General features: G+C 69.0%; 15 protein-coding genes. 6 read left to right on the plus strand and 9 right to left on the minus strand.

All coding sequences use genetic code 11. From position 1 onward, the window contains the following. Window positions 1–107: 107 nt before the first annotated feature. The 4 genes from ACFVKT_RS03310 to ACFVKT_RS03325 are packed head-to-tail and all read right to left on the minus strand — an operon-like array spanning window position 108 to window position 4,690. The gene (locus ACFVKT_RS03310) at window positions 108–1,466 is read right to left on the minus strand and encodes a GH1 family beta-glucosidase (RefSeq protein WP_385727013.1); all 1,359 of its coding nucleotides are present in this window, start codon (window positions 1,464–1,466) and stop codon (window positions 108–110) included. Window positions 1,467–1,495: 29 nt separating this feature from the next. Further along, a complete protein-coding gene (locus tag ACFVKT_RS03315; protein WP_266471969.1) occupies window positions 1,496–2,368 on the minus strand; it encodes a carbohydrate ABC transporter permease in 873 nt (290 codons plus the stop codon). Beyond that, window positions 2,361–3,359, minus strand: a complete 999-nt coding sequence (locus ACFVKT_RS03320; protein ID WP_385727015.1) for a carbohydrate ABC transporter permease — start codon at window positions 3,357–3,359, stop codon at window positions 2,361–2,363. The genes ACFVKT_RS03315 and ACFVKT_RS03320 overlap by 8 nt, the downstream gene beginning before the upstream one ends. Before the next feature lie 14 nt (window positions 3,360–3,373). Further along, the gene (locus tag ACFVKT_RS03325) at window positions 3,374–4,690 is read right to left on the minus strand and encodes an ABC transporter substrate-binding protein (RefSeq protein WP_385727017.1); all 1,317 of its coding nucleotides are present in this window, start codon (window positions 4,688–4,690) and stop codon (window positions 3,374–3,376) included. Between the two features lie 202 nt (window positions 4,691–4,892). Here ACFVKT_RS03325 and ACFVKT_RS03330 point away from each other — a divergent pair, with 202 nt between their 5' ends. The 3 genes from ACFVKT_RS03330 (at window position 4,893) to ACFVKT_RS03340 (ending at window position 7,510) form a co-directional block, all read left to right on the plus strand. Beyond that, the gene (locus ACFVKT_RS03330; RefSeq protein WP_385727019.1) at window positions 4,893–6,200 is read left to right on the plus strand and encodes an ROK family protein; all 1,308 of its coding nucleotides are present in this window, start codon (window positions 4,893–4,895) and stop codon (window positions 6,198–6,200) included. A gap of 109 nt (window positions 6,201–6,309) precedes the next feature. Further along, the gene (locus ACFVKT_RS03335) at window positions 6,310–6,552 is read left to right on the plus strand and encodes a hypothetical protein (protein WP_385727021.1); all 243 of its coding nucleotides are present in this window, start codon (window positions 6,310–6,312) and stop codon (window positions 6,550–6,552) included. Window positions 6,553–6,676: 124 nt separating this feature from the next. Next, window positions 6,677–7,510: an alpha/beta fold hydrolase gene (locus ACFVKT_RS03340; protein ID WP_385727022.1), complete on the plus strand. Its 834-nt coding sequence runs from the start codon at window positions 6,677–6,679 to the stop codon at window positions 7,508–7,510. Between the two features lie 103 nt (window positions 7,511–7,613). On the opposite strand, the gene ACFVKT_RS03345 is transcribed toward ACFVKT_RS03340, so the two are convergent. Beyond that, window positions 7,614–8,570: an SDR family NAD(P)-dependent oxidoreductase gene (locus ACFVKT_RS03345; protein WP_385727024.1), complete on the minus strand. Its 957-nt coding sequence runs from the start codon at window positions 8,568–8,570 to the stop codon at window positions 7,614–7,616. Window positions 8,571–8,893: 323 nt separating this feature from the next. After that, window positions 8,894–9,931, minus strand: a complete 1,038-nt coding sequence (locus ACFVKT_RS03350) for a PHP domain-containing protein (protein ID WP_385727026.1) — start codon at window positions 9,929–9,931, stop codon at window positions 8,894–8,896. 199 nt (window positions 9,932–10,130) lie between these two features. Here ACFVKT_RS03350 and ACFVKT_RS03355 point away from each other — a divergent pair, with 199 nt between their 5' ends. Then, on the plus strand, window positions 10,131–10,376 hold the full coding sequence (locus ACFVKT_RS03355) for a hypothetical protein (RefSeq protein WP_385727028.1): 246 nt from the start codon (window positions 10,131–10,133) through the stop codon (window positions 10,374–10,376). 73 nt (window positions 10,377–10,449) lie between these two features. On the opposite strand, the gene ACFVKT_RS03360 is transcribed toward ACFVKT_RS03355, so the two are convergent. From ACFVKT_RS03360 to ACFVKT_RS03370, 3 genes are all read right to left on the minus strand, one after another. Beyond that, window positions 10,450–11,700 (minus strand): ricin-type beta-trefoil lectin domain protein, encoded by a 1,251-nt coding sequence (locus ACFVKT_RS03360; RefSeq protein WP_385727030.1) that lies wholly within the window; start codon window positions 11,698–11,700, stop codon window positions 10,450–10,452. A gap of 138 nt (window positions 11,701–11,838) precedes the next feature. Further along, window positions 11,839–12,429 carry a VanZ family protein gene (locus tag ACFVKT_RS03365; protein ID WP_385728116.1) on the minus strand — a complete coding sequence of 197 codons (591 nt, stop codon included), beginning with the start codon at window positions 12,427–12,429 and terminating at the stop codon, window positions 11,839–11,841. Between the two features lie 107 nt (window positions 12,430–12,536). Beyond that, window positions 12,537–13,187 (minus strand): DUF4230 domain-containing protein, encoded by a 651-nt coding sequence (locus ACFVKT_RS03370; RefSeq protein ID WP_385727032.1) that lies wholly within the window; start codon window positions 13,185–13,187, stop codon window positions 12,537–12,539. A 488-nt stretch (window positions 13,188–13,675) separates the two neighbouring features. Between ACFVKT_RS03370 and ACFVKT_RS03375 the strand changes: the two genes are divergently transcribed. Both ACFVKT_RS03375 and ACFVKT_RS03380 read left to right on the plus strand, forming a co-directional pair. After that, entirely contained in the window at window positions 13,676–14,629 is a 954-nt protein-coding gene (locus tag ACFVKT_RS03375; protein ID WP_385727034.1) for a ribose-phosphate diphosphokinase, read from the plus strand. Between the two features lie 682 nt (window positions 14,630–15,311). Next, window positions 15,312–15,800 (plus strand): GNAT family N-acetyltransferase, encoded by a 489-nt coding sequence (locus tag ACFVKT_RS03380; RefSeq protein WP_385727036.1) that lies wholly within the window; start codon window positions 15,312–15,314, stop codon window positions 15,798–15,800. The last annotated feature ends 24 nt before the right edge of the window (window positions 15,801–15,824 follow it).

A 15,824-nucleotide genomic window follows, 5' to 3' on the forward strand; every position in this document is an offset into this window, starting at 1 on the left:
CCGTACGGACCGGTGGGGCCCGTACGGACCGGTGGGCCCCTCCCGCGACAGGGGGCCCACCGGCAGCCGAACCGGCTGGGCGGCGTTCCGCCGCCCAGCCCAACCCGCTAGGCGGCGCTACGCCGCTTCCGTCCGTGCGCCTGGATGATGTCCGCGTACCGGTGCCCGGTTCCCTTCACCGTGCGGCGCTGGGTCTTGTAGTCCACGTGCACCAGCCCGAAGCGCTTGTCGTAGCCGTACGCCCACTCGAAGTTGTCGAGCAGCGACCACGCGAAGTAGCCCGCGAGCGGAACGCCCTGGGCGGCCGCCGAGGCGCAGGCCGCGAGGTGCTGCTCCAGGTACAGGGTGCGCTCGGGGTCGTCGACGGTCCCGTCGGGACGCACGATGTCGGGATAGGCGGAGCCGTTCTCGGTGACGTAGATCTTCTGCGCGCCGTAGTCGTTCGTCAGGCGGAGCAGGAGGTTCTCGATGCCGTGGGCGCCGACCTCCCAGTCCATGCCGGTGCGCGGTACGCCGAGCCGGCGGACGGTGCGGACGCGGGGCGCCGGACCGGTGGGGTCGTCGGCGACCGTGGACGGGAAGTAGTAGTTGAGCCCCAGCCAGTCCAGAGGTGCCGCGATGGTCTCCAAGTCACCCGGCTGCTCGGGGAGTTCGACCCCGTAGACCTCCTGCATGTCCGCCGGGAAGCCGCGGCCGTGCACCGGGTCGAGCCACCAGCGGTTGGTGTGGCCGTCGAGCCGCCGGGCAGCCGCGACGTCCTCGGGGCGGTCGGTGGCGGGCTCGATGTAGGAAAGGTTGTTGACGATGCCGACCTGGGCGCCGGGGACGGCCGCACGGATCGCCTGGGTGGCGAGGCCATGGCCGAGGAGCAGGTGGTACGACGTCTGCACGGCGGCCGTGAGGTCCGTCCAGCCCGGGGCCATCCGGCCCTCGAGGTGGCCGATCCAGGCCGAGCAGAGCGGCTCGTTGAGCGTGGTCCAGTGCTTGACGCGGTCACCGAGGCGCTCCGCGACGGCCGCCGAGTACGCCGCGAAGTGGTAGGCCGTGTCGCGGGCGGGCCAGCCGCCCCGGTCCTGGAGGACCTGCGGCAGATCCCAGTGGTAGAGGGTGACGGACGGGGTGATGCCCGCCTCCAGGAGGGCGTCGATCAGCCCGTCGTAGAAGTCGAGCCCCTTGGCGTTGACCGGACCGTCGCCGCCCGGTACGACACGTGGCCAGGCGACGGACAACCGGTAGGCGTTGGTGCCCAGTTGGCGCATGATCTCGATGTCCTCGCGCCAGCGGTGGTAGTGATCGCAGGCGAGGTCCCCGTCGTCGCCGTTGTCGATCTTGCCGGGGGTGTGCGAGAAGGTGTCCCAGATGGAGGGGGAGCGGCCGTCCTCGGTGACGGCGCCCTCGATCTGGTAGGCCGACGTGGCCGTGCCCCACAGGAAGTCCTCGGGGAGGGCGGCAAGGTCGATGGTCACGGAAGTCCTTTCGGGGGAAGGAAAGTTGGTCACTTGACGGCTCCCGCGGTGAGCCCGGTGACCAGAAAGCGCTGGAGGAGCAGGAAGCCGGCGACAACGGGGACGCTGACGACGAGCGACGCGGCCATGATCTGGTTCCAGTAGACGTTGTAGAGCGTGGAGTAGCCCTGGAGGCCGACGGCGAGTGTGCGGGTCTCCTCGTTGGTCATCACGGAGGCGAACAGCACCTCGCCCCAGGCCGTCATGAAGGCGTAGACGGCGACCGCGATGATGCCGGGGATCGCAGCCGGCACCACGACACGGAACAGCGCGCCGAGCGGCCCGCAGCCGTCCACCAGTGCCGCCTCGTCCAGGTCGCGCGGCACCGAGTCGAAGTACCCGATCAGCATCCAGATCGAGAACGGGAGGGAGAAGGTGAGATACGTCAGGATCAGCCCGCCGCGGGATCCGAACAGCGCGATTCCGGTGGCGTTGCCGATGTTGACGTAGAGGAGGAACAGCGGCAGCAGGAAGAGGATGCCGGGGAACATCTGGGTGGACAGCACGGTGACCGTGAAGACGCGCTTGCCGCGGAAGTTGTAGCGGCTGACGGCGTAGGCCGAGAAGACCGCGATCACCACCGAGCAGGCCGTCGCGGCGCCCGCCACGATCAGCGAGTTCACGAAGTACCGGGCGAGCGGGATCGTCGTCCAGATGTCGATGTACGGGCGGATGGTCAGGCTGCTCGGCACCCACTGGAACTTCGTCTGGACGTCCTGCAAGGGCTTCAGCGAGCTGGAGACCATGACGTAGACGGGCACCAGGACGAAGCCGGTGAGCAGGGTGAGGAAGATCCGCCGGGTCCAGAGGAAGGACTGCGGCTGGGCCATCGGGGAGCGGAACTTCGTGGAGGTACTAGACATCGGACGTCTTCCTTCCTCGGGAGGTCAGCAGGAGGTAGACGCCCGTCACGACGAGCAGGAAGAGCAGCAGCAGGACGGACATGGCTGAGCCATAGCCGAAGTTCCAGTTCACGAACGACGCCTGGTAGATGTGCACCGAGATGAGGTCCGCGGCCGGTGGAGCTGTCTTGCCGAACAGGACGTACGGCGTGTTGAAGTCGTTGAACGTCCACAGGAACAGGACCAGGATCAGTACCTGGTTGACGGGCCGCAGCGACGGCAGGGTGATGCGGCGGATCTGCTGCCACACACCGGCGCCGTCGAGGGCGGCCGCCTCGTACAGGTCCTTGGGGATGTTCTGCAGGCCCGCCATGACGATGAGGAAGGCGAACGGCCAGCCCTTCCACACGGACACGGTGAGCAGCGCGTAGAAGGCGTTGTCGCCGAGGAGCCAGAAGGACGGCTTGTCGGTGATGCCGAGCTGGTCGTGCAGGACGTGGTTCACCAGGCCGTTGTCGTGCTGGAACATGAAGACCCAGGTGATGACGGCCGCGTAGACGGGCAGCGCGTACGGCACCAGGAACAGGGCGCGCAGCAGACCGCGGCCCCGGAAGGCGTCCTGCATGCAGAGCGCGGCCGCCGTGCCGATCAGCCAGCACAGGCCGACCGAGAGCAGGGTGAAGCCGACGGTGGCGAAGAACGAGTCGAGCAGCGCCTTGCCGACGGGCGCGGAGAAGTCCACCGTCACCTTGTAGTTGTCCAGGCCGGACCAGGGCGCGGTGCCCCAGTCGCGGATGTAGAACTGCGTGAGCTCCTTGAAGCTCATCACGATGCCGATCACCATCGGCACCAGGTGCACAAGGAGTTCGAGGATCAGGGCGGGCAGAAGCAGCAGGTAGGGCAGTCCGATGCGTTTGATCCGCCCGGTGCGGCGCGGGCCACGCGCCGCACCGGGGGAGTTCTTGCGCACCGTCCGATCGCCGGCCTCTTGGGAGGCGGTCGTGGTGGTCATTTCTGTGCTCGCGCTCACTTCGTCGGCATCTGCGTCTGGGCCTTTTCGAGCTGGGCCTTCACCGAATCCGTGGTCACCGGCTTTCCGGCGGCGGCGTCGGCGAACAGGTTCTTGATCGCCGTACCGACGGCCGTCTCGAACTGGGACTCGTCGGCGACCTGCGGAGCCGCGACGGCACTCTTGGCGAGGGTGTCCTTCAGCACGGAGGTCGCCTGGGTGTTGAACGCGGCGTCCGTCTGGGCGGTCTTGACCGGCGGGATGGAGCTGTACGCCTTGTTGAGGATCTTCTGCTCCGCGTCGCTCGTCAGGAACTTCACGAACTCGGTGGAGCCGTCGAGGTTGTCGGTGTTCTTGAAGACGGACAGGTTGATACCCATCACCATCGAGTTGACGTTCGTGCCGGTTCCCGGGGTGCCGGACTGCACGGGCACCGGGGCGATGCCGAAGTCGTCCTCGCTCATGCCCTGCGACACCAGGTTGGCGGACGCGGACTGCCACAGCAGCATGCCCGTCTTGCCCGTGGCGAAGTCGCTCACGGACTGGTTCTGCGCGTACTCGGCGTTGCCCGGCGCGACGATCTTGTCCGTGGCCATCAGGTCGACGAACTGCTTGACCCCCTCGACCGCGCCGTCGTTGGTGAAGTCCGGCTTGCCGTCGGCGGTGAAGAAGTCGCCCCCGTGCTGCTTGGCGAAGACGACGGCGTGGTGGATGTTCTCCGCGGGGTTCGAGCCTTCGAAGGCCGTTCCCCACTTGCCGTCCTTGGAAAGCTTCTTGCCGTCGGCGACGAACTCGTCCCAGGTGGTCGGCGGCTTCGCGATCCCTGCGTCGGCGAACATCTGCTTGTTGTAGTAGAGCGCGTACGACATCGAGTACAGCGGCACCGCGGCCGGGTCCTGGCCCGTCGCGCCGGTGGAGCCGAGCGCCGAGTCGACGAAGCGGTCCTTCCCGCCGATCTTGTCGAAGTTCTCCGCGTTCCAGGGCAGCAGCGCCCCGGTGGCCTGCAGCGAGGCGCTCCAGGTGTTGCCGATGTTCAGGACGTCGGGGCCCTGGCCCGAGGTGGTCGCGGTGAGGATCCGATTGAGCAGATCCGACCAGGGCACGACCTCCAGCTCCACCTTGATCCCGGTGTCCTTCTCGAACTTGTCGAGCTCGGGCTGGAGGACCTTCTTGTCGATCTCGACACTGGCGCCCTGGTTGGAGGCCCAGTAGGTGAGGGTCTTGGGCGAGTCGTTGGATCCGCCGTCCGTCGACGAGCCGCCACCACAGGCGGTCACGGCGGTCAGCATGGAGACAGTGACCGCACCGGCGGCCGCGGCTCGGATTCTGCGCATGGCTCAGGCGTCCCTTTCCGAAGGAGAGTCGTGACGGCGTCCGCGGCATGTACAGGCACCCCGCGTACGTCCCTTGCGAGTGTTCACTTCTCGAACGCCCCTCACGACTTAATTTAGGATGTGAGTTAAGACTCGGAAGAAAGTCGCGTCAAGGGATCGCACAGCTGTATCTTTCAAGTCGGGCGAACCGGAGGGGAGCCACATGACGGGGCGGAACGGGCGCACAGTCCGTGACCTGCGGCGGGGCAATCGAACCGCCGTACTGCAACGGTTGTATTTCGACGGACCCATGAGCCGCTACGAACTGGGTCCGGCCACGTCACTGAGTTCCGGGTCCATCAGCAATGTCGTCGCCGAACTGGTCGCCGACGGACTGGTCGAGGAGGCCGGCAGCGTCGACTCCGACGGCGGCCGCCCGCGCACCCTCCTGCGCGTCGCGCCGGCCAGCGGCCACATGATCGGCGTGGACGTCGGCGAAACCCGCGTCCGCGTCGAGCTCTTCGACCTCACCCTCACCGAACTCGCCCGCACCGACCGGCCGTTGGAGCAGCAGGGTTACGACGTCGAAGTCGTCGTCGGCCACATCCGTGACGGTATCGCGGAGGTGCTGGCCCAGACGGACATCACCCCGGACCAGCTCCTCGGCGTTGGCATCGGCGTCCCCGGCATAGTGGCCCGCACCCCGGGGCTCGGCGCCGTGGTGCACGGCCAGACGATCGGCTGGGACGCCGTCCCGCTGGAATCCCTGCTCCGCCAGACCTGCGAACTCCCCGCCACCGTCCCGTACTTCGCCGACAACGGCGCCCGGACCCTCGGCCAGGCCGAGATGTGGTTCGGCGCCGGCCGCGGTGCCCGCAACGCGGTCGTGGTCCTCTTCGGCTCGGGCGTCGGCGCGTGCCTCGTCACGGAGGACGTGGAGTACGGCCGGGCCGTCGAATGGGGGCACCTGACCGTACGGGTCAGGGGGCGCCGCTGCCGTTGCGGCGCCCTGGGCTGCCTGGAGGCCTACGCGGGAGCGGAGGCGCTCCTGGACCGCTGGCGTGAGGAAGGCGGACGCCCGCCCGAGGGCGTCGACGAGGAGACGGCGCTGACTGCGATGCTCGCGGCCGCCTACCCGCCCGAGGACACCGAGGACGGCCGGCAGACCGAGCCCGACGCCGTGGCGCTCGCCGTCCTGGAGGAGACCGCCGAGTACCTGGGCGCCGGCCTGTCCGACCTGATCAACCTCTTCCAGCCCGAGCGCATCCTCATCGGCGGCTGGGCGGGCCTCCAGCTCGGCTCCCGCTTCCTGCCCGCCGTACGCCGGTACGCCACCGAGTACGCCCTGCGCTATCCGGCCGAGCGCGTCTCCATCGACCTCGGCAAGCTCGGCCCGGACGCGGTCACCGTCGGCGCCGCCATCCTGCCCCTGGCCGACTTCTTCGCCCGCGGCGGCCGGCGTGCCGCACCGGCCGGTGAGAGCCCGTCCCCGGCCTGGCGCACCGCGCTGGAGGACCGGGCACCGCACTGATCCCGGGCGGCCGGTTTCGCCGATCATCCCCGCGGTACTCGCACCGGGCCGGAAACGGCCCGGCCGGCGCGGGCAGGCCGCGCCGAGCTGCCGAAGATTGGGGTGCGACATGACGGAATACCGGCCGGAGGGCCCCGGCGAGAACACCGATCCGGTCCCGCGGGACATGCCGGACCAGCAGGTCCAGGAGGGCGAGGACCCCTGGGACCTGGCTCCCGCGACGCGTCCCGGTGAGGACGAGCACGCCACGGACGTCCCCGACACGGACGAGGCGGGCACGGGCAGAAAGGGCGCCCCGCGCTCGGACACCGTCCACCCCGAGGACCCCGATCCCGGCGAGTCCCCGGCCTGACCTCGACGGAGAGAGCTCATGGGGCGGCGTTACCCGTGAGGTAATCGACCCGGCCGCGGCCTCCCGGAACCATGAAGGGCGTACCAACTCGCTCCGCCCGACACCGGATTCCGGGAGGTTTCCCATGCCGTACTTCGAGAGCCCCGTCGATGGCGCCCGGCTGCACTTCGTCGACTACGGTCCGGCCGCGGGCCCGGTGGTCGTATTCGTCAACAGCTTGTACTTCGGCACGGAGATGTGGGAGTACCAGATGCTGCCGCTCGCCGAGGCCGGGTACCGGTGTGTAGGGCTCGACCGGCGGGGCCACGGGCGGTCCGACGACGTGTGGGGCGGCTTCGACCTCGACAGCCTCGCGGACGACCTCGACGGGCTGCTCCGGCGCCTCGGCCTCCATGACGTGACGCTGGTCGGGCACTCCTTGGGCGCCGCCGAAGTCGTGCGCTGCCTGACCCGGCACGGCGTCGAGCGGGTGGCCGGGGTGGCGCTGGTCGCAGGCATGGTGCCGGGGGTCGTCCGGTCCGCGGAGCACCCGGGAGGCGTCGACCCCGCGCTCGTCCGGGCGGGCAACGAGACCTTCCGGCGCGACCGGGCCGCGTTCTTCGCGGACGGGGCCCGCGCCTTCTTCGCTCTCGACCTGCCGGGTAACGAACTCTCCGCCGCGTACGTGCAGTCGATGGTCGATCGCTGCCACGGAGCGACCGCGCGCGCCGGGACGGCCATGGGTGACCTGGTGGCCATCCTGGACGTGGCCCTCGAACTGCCCAAGCTCGACCTGCCCGTCCTGGTCGTGCACGGCACGCACGACGCCTCGGCGCCCCTGGAGCTGACCGGCCGCCGGGCGGCGGAGCTACTGCCCGACAGCACGCTCAAGGTCTACGAGAACGCGGGTCACGGCCTGTTCGCCACGCATGCCGGGCAACTGACCACGGACCTGCGGGAGTTCATGACCCGCGCCTGACACGTCCGAGAGCGTTCGCCGACGAAGTGCGAGAGCGTTCGCCCGACGACGTGCGAACGTGTTCGCCCGACGGGCCGCACGAACGAACGTCACGCAACGAACGTCACGCGAACGCGTTCACTCCGGTCAGCTCCGCCGACAACTCCCACAGGCGTGCGGCCTGTTCGGGGTCGATCGCGTACGCCTTGACGCCGGTCCGCTCCTCCGCCGGAGCGGGCTCGGCGATGTCGCAGTCCTCGCAGTACACCCCGCCCATGCCGGCCAGTTGCGGGGAGGTCGCCGCCCAGACCTGGGTGGCCGCGCCCTGCTCCGGTGACTTGAAGGCCTCGGGGTGCAGCGGCTCGCCGTCCTCGTCGATCCAGCCGCGCTCCACCATCTCCGCCTTGGCGAGGTGACGCTGGAGCGGCGTGAGGATGCCACCGGGGTGGAGCGAGAAGGCCCGTACGCCGGACTCCTGGCCGAGCCGGTCGAGCTGGACGGCGAACAGCACGTTCGCCGTCTTCGCCTGTCCGTACGCCTCCCACTTGTCGTAGCCGGTCTTGAACTCCACGTCGTCCCAGCGGATCGCCGAGTTGTGGTGACCGGCCGAGGACACGGAGACCACACGCGCTCCGCCGGGTGCGATCGCCGGCCAGAGCCGGTTGACGAGCGCGTAGTGGCCGAGGTGGTTGGTCGCGAACTGCGCCTCCCAGCCGGGCCCGACGCGGGTCTCGGGGCAGGCCATGATCCCGGCGTTGTTGATGACGAGGTCGACGGTCCGGCCCGAGGAGAGGAACCGCTCGGCGAAGGCGCGGACGCTGTCGAGGTCGCCCAGGTCGAGTTCGTCCACCTCGACGCCCTCGATGCCGTCCACGGCCTCGCGGGCGGTGGACGGGCGCCGCGCGGGGACGACGACATGGGCGCCCGCCTTGGTGAGAGCGCGCGTCGTCTCCAGGCCGAGGCCCGAGTACCCGCCCGTGACGATCGCCAGCTTTCCGGAGAGGTCGATGCCCTGAAGGACCTCGTCGGCGGTGCTCCGGGCGCCGAATCCCGAACCGATCTTGTGCTGTGCAGTGGTCATGCCTCGAACGCTACGAATTGGAGCGCACTCGAAGTCAAGCGGAGGCCGCCACCCGGGCGGGCATGGAAAGACCCCGACCGGACGGGGGAATCTCGGTCGGGGTCGTCATGGGGTGGGCACGGACGGCGGTCGCCTCACGGCGGAGGCTCCACAGGGCTTCAGCCGAACGATCTTCCCTGTGGGCGAAAGGTTAGGCCCGGGGACACTGTTCCATCCGTACCCACGGTTTGTTCAACGGAGAACCACCGGTGAGTGTTCCCCGGGGCGCCCTCGCCCTCGGTGATGTAGGTCACCACAGGCACTCTGGGGGCAGAGCGGTGACGTCAGGCGCCGCTCGCGCGTGCCGGGGCCGTCCGGTCCCTGGTCCAGGACAGCAGTTCGTCGGTCGTCCACGTGGTGATCACGCGCTCCGCGGGCACCCCGCACTCCTCGGCCCGAGCGCAGCCGTGGATCTGCCAGTCGAGCTGGCCGGGGGCGTGCGCGTCGGTGTCCACGGAGAACAGCACGCCCGCGGCGACCGCACGGCGCAGCAGCCGGCGCGGTGGGTCGAGACGTTCGGGGCGGCTGTTGATCTCCACGGCCGTACCGGACTCCGCACAGGCCGCGAAGACCGCGTCCGCGTCGAACTCCGACTCGGGCCGGCCGCGCCCGGTGACCAGACGCCCCGTGCAGTGCCCGAGCACGTCCGCCAGCGGATTGCGTACGGCGGCGACCATACGGCGGGTCATCGGCCGCGCGTCCATGCGCAGCTTGGAGTGCACGGACACCACCACCACATCGAGCAGGTCAAGCAACTCCGGGTCCTGGTCGAGCGATCCGTCGTCGAGGATGTCGCACTCGATACCGGTGAGCAGCCGGAAGGGCGCCCACCGCCGGTTGAGTTCCGCGACCACGGCAAGCTGCTCGCGCAGCCGCTCCGGGGACAGCCCGCGCGCCACGGTCAGCCGCGGGGAGTGGTCCGTGAGCACCGCCCACTCGTGGCCGAGTCGCGCCGCGGTCCTGCCCATCTCCTCGATCGGGCTGCCGCCGTCCGACCAGTCGGAGTGCAGATGACAGTCGCCGCGGAGCAGGGCCCGCAGCCGCTCACCCCCCTGGGCGAGCGGCGCCCCGGCCGCCTGCTCCAGCTTCTCCAGATAGCCCGGCACCTGACCGGCCAGCGCCTCACGCACGACCTGCGCCGTCTTGGGGCCGACGCCCTTGAGCGACTCCAGCGACCCGGTGGCCGCGCGCTCCGCCACCTCGGCCTCGGGAAGCGCCGCCAGCACGGCCGCAGCGGTGCGGAAGGCACGTACGCGATAAGTGGGGGCCTGATCCCGCTCCAGCAGGAACGCGATCCGGTCCAGCGCCTCGACGGGATCCATGGGCACCTCCCTTCCCCCAAGCCTTGCCCAGCCGTCGCCGGCCCGCACGGCGGATGGCCGCCGTGGGCCGGAAGCGGGAACCCTCACCCGGCTGGGCGAACCCGCCTTCTCCCGCCGTTCCGCCGTACAAGGGCCGCCGGGGCGCCGGAGCTCCGCATGAGCGGCCGCCGGCCGGAGGGAACCGTTCTACGCTCGTGACATGACCGAAATCGCGAGCCCCCACCTCTCCTACCCGCGGATCGTGGTGCTCGGGGTACAGCCGGGGACGCCGCCGTTCCGGATCATGGAGATCGACGGCGAAGTGGTCGCCCGGGCTCAGGCGCTCATCGACGTACTGACGACGGCCGCGGCCTACGGCATCACCGTCCACGACCTCGACGACCCGGCCGTGGTGCGCTGGGTGGGCGGCGACAAGCTGACCTGGCTGCCGCGCGGACGCCGCTGAGGGCAGGGGAACACGAAAGGCCCGGCAGGAATGAACCCTGCCGGACCCTCCGCTTGCCCGCCCGGGCGGTCTGTCAGCCAACCGTCCACTTCTGGTTGGCTGCGCCGGTGCACGTCCAGATCTGCAGACGTGTGGCATTGGCCGAGTTGTTACCCGTGACATCCAGGCACTTGTTGGCCTGGGGGTTCACGATGTCATTGGCCGAACTGACCACCCATTGCTGGGCTGCGCTCCCGTTGCAGTCGTAGAGCTGCACGGTCGAACCGTCCGCCGTGCCACCGCTCGTGACATCGAGGCACTTGCCCAGCGCGCGGATCGTGCCGTCCGAACCGACCGTCCACTGCTGGGCCGCGCTCGAGTTGCAGTCGTAGAGCTGTACGGCGGCGCCGTTGGTCGAGCTGCCCCCGGCAACGTCCACACACTTGCCCGCGAGGCCCTTGATCGGGACCCCGACGGCCGAGGTGTCGCTCGTCGTCACCTTCACCTGGTCGACGACGAGGTACTGCGGGAAGACGGTGGAGCTGTTCGGGTCGCCGGGCCAGTAGCCGCCGACCGCGAGGTTGAGGATCAGGAAGAACGGCTTGTTGAACACCCACGCGTTGCCGCCGACATCGGCGGGCGTACGCGTCTGGTAGACGACGCCGTCCACTGACCACTTGATCGAGTTGGGCGCCCAGTCGACCGCGAACGTGTGGAAAGCGTCCGCGAACTGCTGGCCGTTCGGCAGGGTGTACCCGGCGCCGATACCGGTCGAGCCGGAGTATCCCGGTCCGTGGATCGTGCCGTGGATGGTCGACGGCTCGTAGCCGACGTTCTCCATGACATCGATCTCACCCGACGCGGGCCAGCCGACCGAACCGAGGTCGTTGCCGAGCATCCAGAACGCGGGCCACATGCCCTGCCCGCGCGGAACCTTCAGCGTGGCCTCGACACGGCCGTACTGCGCCGTGAACTTGCCGGCGGTGTTCAGCCGGGCCGAGGTGTACTGGCACGTTCCGTACCAGCACTGGTAGTTGGCCGGATTGTCCTTACGGGCGGTGATGACCAGGTGGCCCTGGCCGTCCAGCGCCGCGTTGTTGGCACCGGCCGTGTACATCTGCCGCTCGGCGTTGTTGACGTTGTCGCCGGTCTCGATCTGCCACTTGTTGGGGTCCACAGCCCATCCGGCGGAGCCGTCGAACGTGTCCTGGAACACCACGGCCGCGGCACTCACGTCATCGGCCGCTGCCGGACCCGCCTGCGCGGGAGCGATGGCTGCGGACGCGATGAGGGCGGAGGAAAGCGCGGCAAAGAGGCATCTTCGGAGCAGGCGCGGAGAAACCACGACTCTCCCTTCTGTACGCGACCCGGGGAGAGGGGCGGGTCGACTGAGGTGGGGGGTACATGCTTTGCCTCTTGATTTAAGAAGTGAGGTAAGGGGGTGTCAAGGTCCTGGTCCGGACCAAACATTCACACTGCCGCCTCAGGCGTTCTTGGATGTGTTTCGCGTGCGACGACGCCCGTGCACCGCCCGGCCGAGACGCCGCCCGAGCAGCAGATAACCCAGCAGGGCCCCGGTCGTGTTGAGGATCACGTCGTCGATGTCGAAGGCCCGCCCGGTGATGAGCGCCCCCTGGAGCATCTCGACCAGCAGCATGACCACCGCGGTCAGCAGCACGACGCGCAGGACTCCCCGGGTCTTGGGCGCCAGCACGGGCAGCAGCAGTCCGAAGGGCACACCGAGCAGGATGTTCCCGCCGATCTGCCGGAAGGCGTCGCGCATTTCCGGCTGGTTGAGATAGGCGTTGAGGGAACGGCCGGGGTGCAGATTGGTGTGGATCAGGGCCTCTGACGCCGGGGACGGCTCCAGGGTGACCCGGGCCAGTGCGGCGGCGAACGCGACCATCGCCCCGAGGGCCAGCAGCATGACCAACAGCCGCACAGGAAGGGGGAGTGCTCCCCGCGCCCGTGCCGGCTCCCGTCCACCTGCCGGCTTTCGTCCCTGTTCCTGCTTCCGCGTGGACGGCTGGCGACCCGACTTCGCGGTACGAGCACGCAACGCCGTACGCAGCATGCGATCCTCCATGTTTCAACTGTCTGTGGATAAAGCCGACTACCCGCGATGGGCGGATCGATGTCGAAGGACGCGGCGGCCGGAAGAGTTCTACGCCCGGGCGCGGCTCATGTGCCGTAGGTGACCTTCACCTCCGTGAAACCGAGTGAGGTCAGCAGGCCTTCGAGCATGCTGGTGGTGTTCTCCTCGGCGCGCGCGGTGAGATGGCTCTCCTTGGCGGCGTCGCCGATGTGCTTGACCGCGAGCTGCTGCACGGCCTGCTCGCCGTTCGGGTTGTCCGAGAAGATGTCGCCGATCCGGTCGAGGAGTCCGCGCTGCTTGGAGACGGCGTACGAGTTGTCGGGGTCGAGCGCGGGCTTGCCCAGCGCAGCGTGCGGCAGCCGGAGCGTGGCCGAGGTGCGGTCCTCGTTGACCACCACGTCCTTGTCGTCGATCTTGCCGAGGTCGACATACGAGTCGACCGTGCCGGCGCCCACGTACAGGGTGCGGGTGCCGCGGAGCGCGTCCGGGAGGTACTTGGCGTCCTTCTCCAGATCCACGACCACCTGGAAGTTCCCTGAGGCGGCGTCGTAACGGCTCATGTCCTGGATGGACTTGAGGAGCGTGGGGCCGCTGCGGTCGTTGGTCTCGGTGCCGAACACATCGCGCAGCCCCGGCAGAACAGCCAGCCGCAGGCCGGCGAAGAGCACCACGAGCACCAGCACGAAGGCGCTGAGCACCTTCGCCCACCCGGGCAAGCGCTTGATGGACGTCGTCATGTCTACGGTCCTCCCTTTCTGCTAACCGGATGCCCCTCAAATCCCTTGGTAGGCCCACCTGTTGGCAGCGCGTGCCGGTGATGGATGCGCGGGGTCCGACCGGCGCGGTGTGTCTGCTCCGGCGCGCCGGGGACCGGACGGCCCGAGGCGGCGGGTTCGGCCCCTTTGCCCCCTGCATCAGGTGACCATTCCGGGGCAGGCCGCACCCTTGCGTACCGCCGGACGGGCATACCCGTGATCTTCGCGACCAGGCGCACCGGGCGTTTGTGGCCCCCTGCGTACCCGGCAGCTCACGTACGGCGGAACCCCCCACTGCGTCTGCACCATGTACCGCATCTGTCCTACGCACTGTGTGCAGCTCATCACGCCATGGGTCCGCGTTTTTCCCCGGTGGGGGCACCAGGCAGGGGCAAGTAGCATGAGGCAGGCATCCCGGATCGATCATGCCGACCGGCGGCGCATCCTGTTCGATCATGCGAGGAGCGTCCGTGCGTGATATCGCCGTGTTCAGCGGTAGTGCCCATCCCGAGCTGGCCGCCGAGGTCTGCGCGCATCTCGGTGTGCCCCTCAGCCCGAGCCGCACCAGCCGGTTCGCCAACGACTGTCTGGAAGTGCAGCTCCAGGCCAACTGCCGGGAGCGCGATGTCTTCCTCGTCCAGCCGCTGGTCAAGCCGGTGCAGGAAAATCTCGTCGAGCTGCTGCTGATGTGCGACGCGGCGCGCGGCGCGTCCGCAGGGCGGATCACCGTCGTCATGCCGCACTACTCCTACGCCCGCTCTGACAAGAAGGACATGCCGAGGATCTCGCTCGGCGGGCGGCTGGTCGCGGATCTGCTGGTGGCGGCGGGAGCGAGCCGGGTGCTGGCCGTGACCCTGCACTCCCCGCAGGTCCACGGGTTCTTCTCCGTACCGGTCGACCATCTCCACGCCCTGCGCGAACTTGCCGCGCACTTCCGGCACTACGACCTGTCGCGTACGACGGTCGTCTCGCCGGACCTGGGCAACGCCAAGGAGGCCGCCCACTTCGCGCGGCTGATCGGCGCCCAGGTGGCCGCAGGCGCCAAGCAGCGGTTCGCCGACGACCGGGTGAGCATCAGTTCCGTCATCGGTGACGTCACCGACCGGGATGTCATCGTCCTCGACGACGAGATCGCCAAGGGCAGCACCGTCCTCGAACTGCTCGACCGGCTGAGGGACCTGGGGCCGCGCTCCATCCGGGTCGCCTGCACCCACGGACTGTTCGCGGCGGGCGCGCTCAAGCGGCTCAGTGACCAGCCCGACGTCCTGGAGATCGTCTGCACGAACACCGTGCCGATCCCGGCCGAGGAACACACCGAGAAGCTGCGGGTCCTGTCCATCGCCCCGGCGCTCGCCGAGGCCGTGCGGCGCATTCACAACGGTGAGTCGGTCAGCGCCCTGTTCGACACGCCTGAGAACGAATAGACAACCCCGGCGAGCACGAGCAGATGCCGGCACCACAACTCGGGACCGAAGCCGCCGCGGGCATCGCCGCCGCCTATGCCCCGCCCCCGCCGGTGACACCCTCGGCTCCAGCACCGGACACCGCCGTGATGAACGCCGTGACCACGACCTTGAACGCCTGGGCCAGGCGACAGGACTGGAATCGCCCCTGAGCCTGCCCGGCAGGAGACGCCTGGCGGGCAGCTGCACACGCCAAGGGCAGTCGGCCGGCGCGCGTCACCTTTCCCTGGCACCGGCCAACTCCGGGCGAGCCGGCCGCCGTCGACGTGCGTGCCAGGGACCGTAGGACACTGAATTCCGAGGAGCGGGCGACCACACCCGCACCAAGTACACCTGCACCAAGTACACCCGCACCAAGTACACCCGCACCAAGTACACCCGCACCGGGGACGCGTCGCACGGTGTTCTCCCAGACCGCATTACCGGGATTGGCCCATGATCCGTCGGTCGAATTCGCCTAGCGTCGAGGCATGAGCAGCCACTGCGGACCGGCCGCGGGAGATCGTATGCCTCCGTCCTATCGACACCTCAATGCGTTAGCCGCCAAGGAATTCACCGGTGACCTGACCGCAGGTCGTGGTGCGCTGTTCGTGGGCGGCTTCCAGGCCGCCATCAGATCACGACCTTGAACGGATCGACACCTATGGATCTCCTTCCCTTTGCCGCCGCTCACGCCGCTACGGTGGCGGGCTGGCCGACCTCTCCCGACGAGGTCGTCATGTGGTGCGGGCGGCCGGAGTTCCCCGTGCCCGCGCAGACCGTCACTCACTGGCAGCAGGACGAAGGCGTGCAGGCCCACGTCCTTGCCGAGGATCACACGATCGTTGGTTACGGGGAGCTGTGGTTCGATGCCGAGGAAGACGAGGTCGAGCTCGCCCGGATCATCGTGGACCCCGACATCCGCGGGAGAGGGCTCGGCCGTGTACTGGTACGAGGGCTGCTCGCGCAGGCTCTCGGGGCGGGCTACTCCGACGTCTTCATGCGAGTGCATCCGGCCAACGAGACTGCTCTGCGTTGCTATCGAGGCGCTGGATTCGTCCCGGTCGACGACGGCCTCGCCGACAGCTGGAACGCGGTCCAGCCTGTCAACTACGTCTGGCTTCAGCATGATGCCCAAACTCCGGGTGAGTGAGGGTCGCCGGACAGCGCCGGTGCG

The sequence above is a fragment of the Streptomyces sp. NPDC127595 genome (assembly GCF_042671685.1).
Taxonomy (GTDB): domain Bacteria; phylum Actinomycetota; class Actinomycetes; order Streptomycetales; family Streptomycetaceae; genus Streptomyces.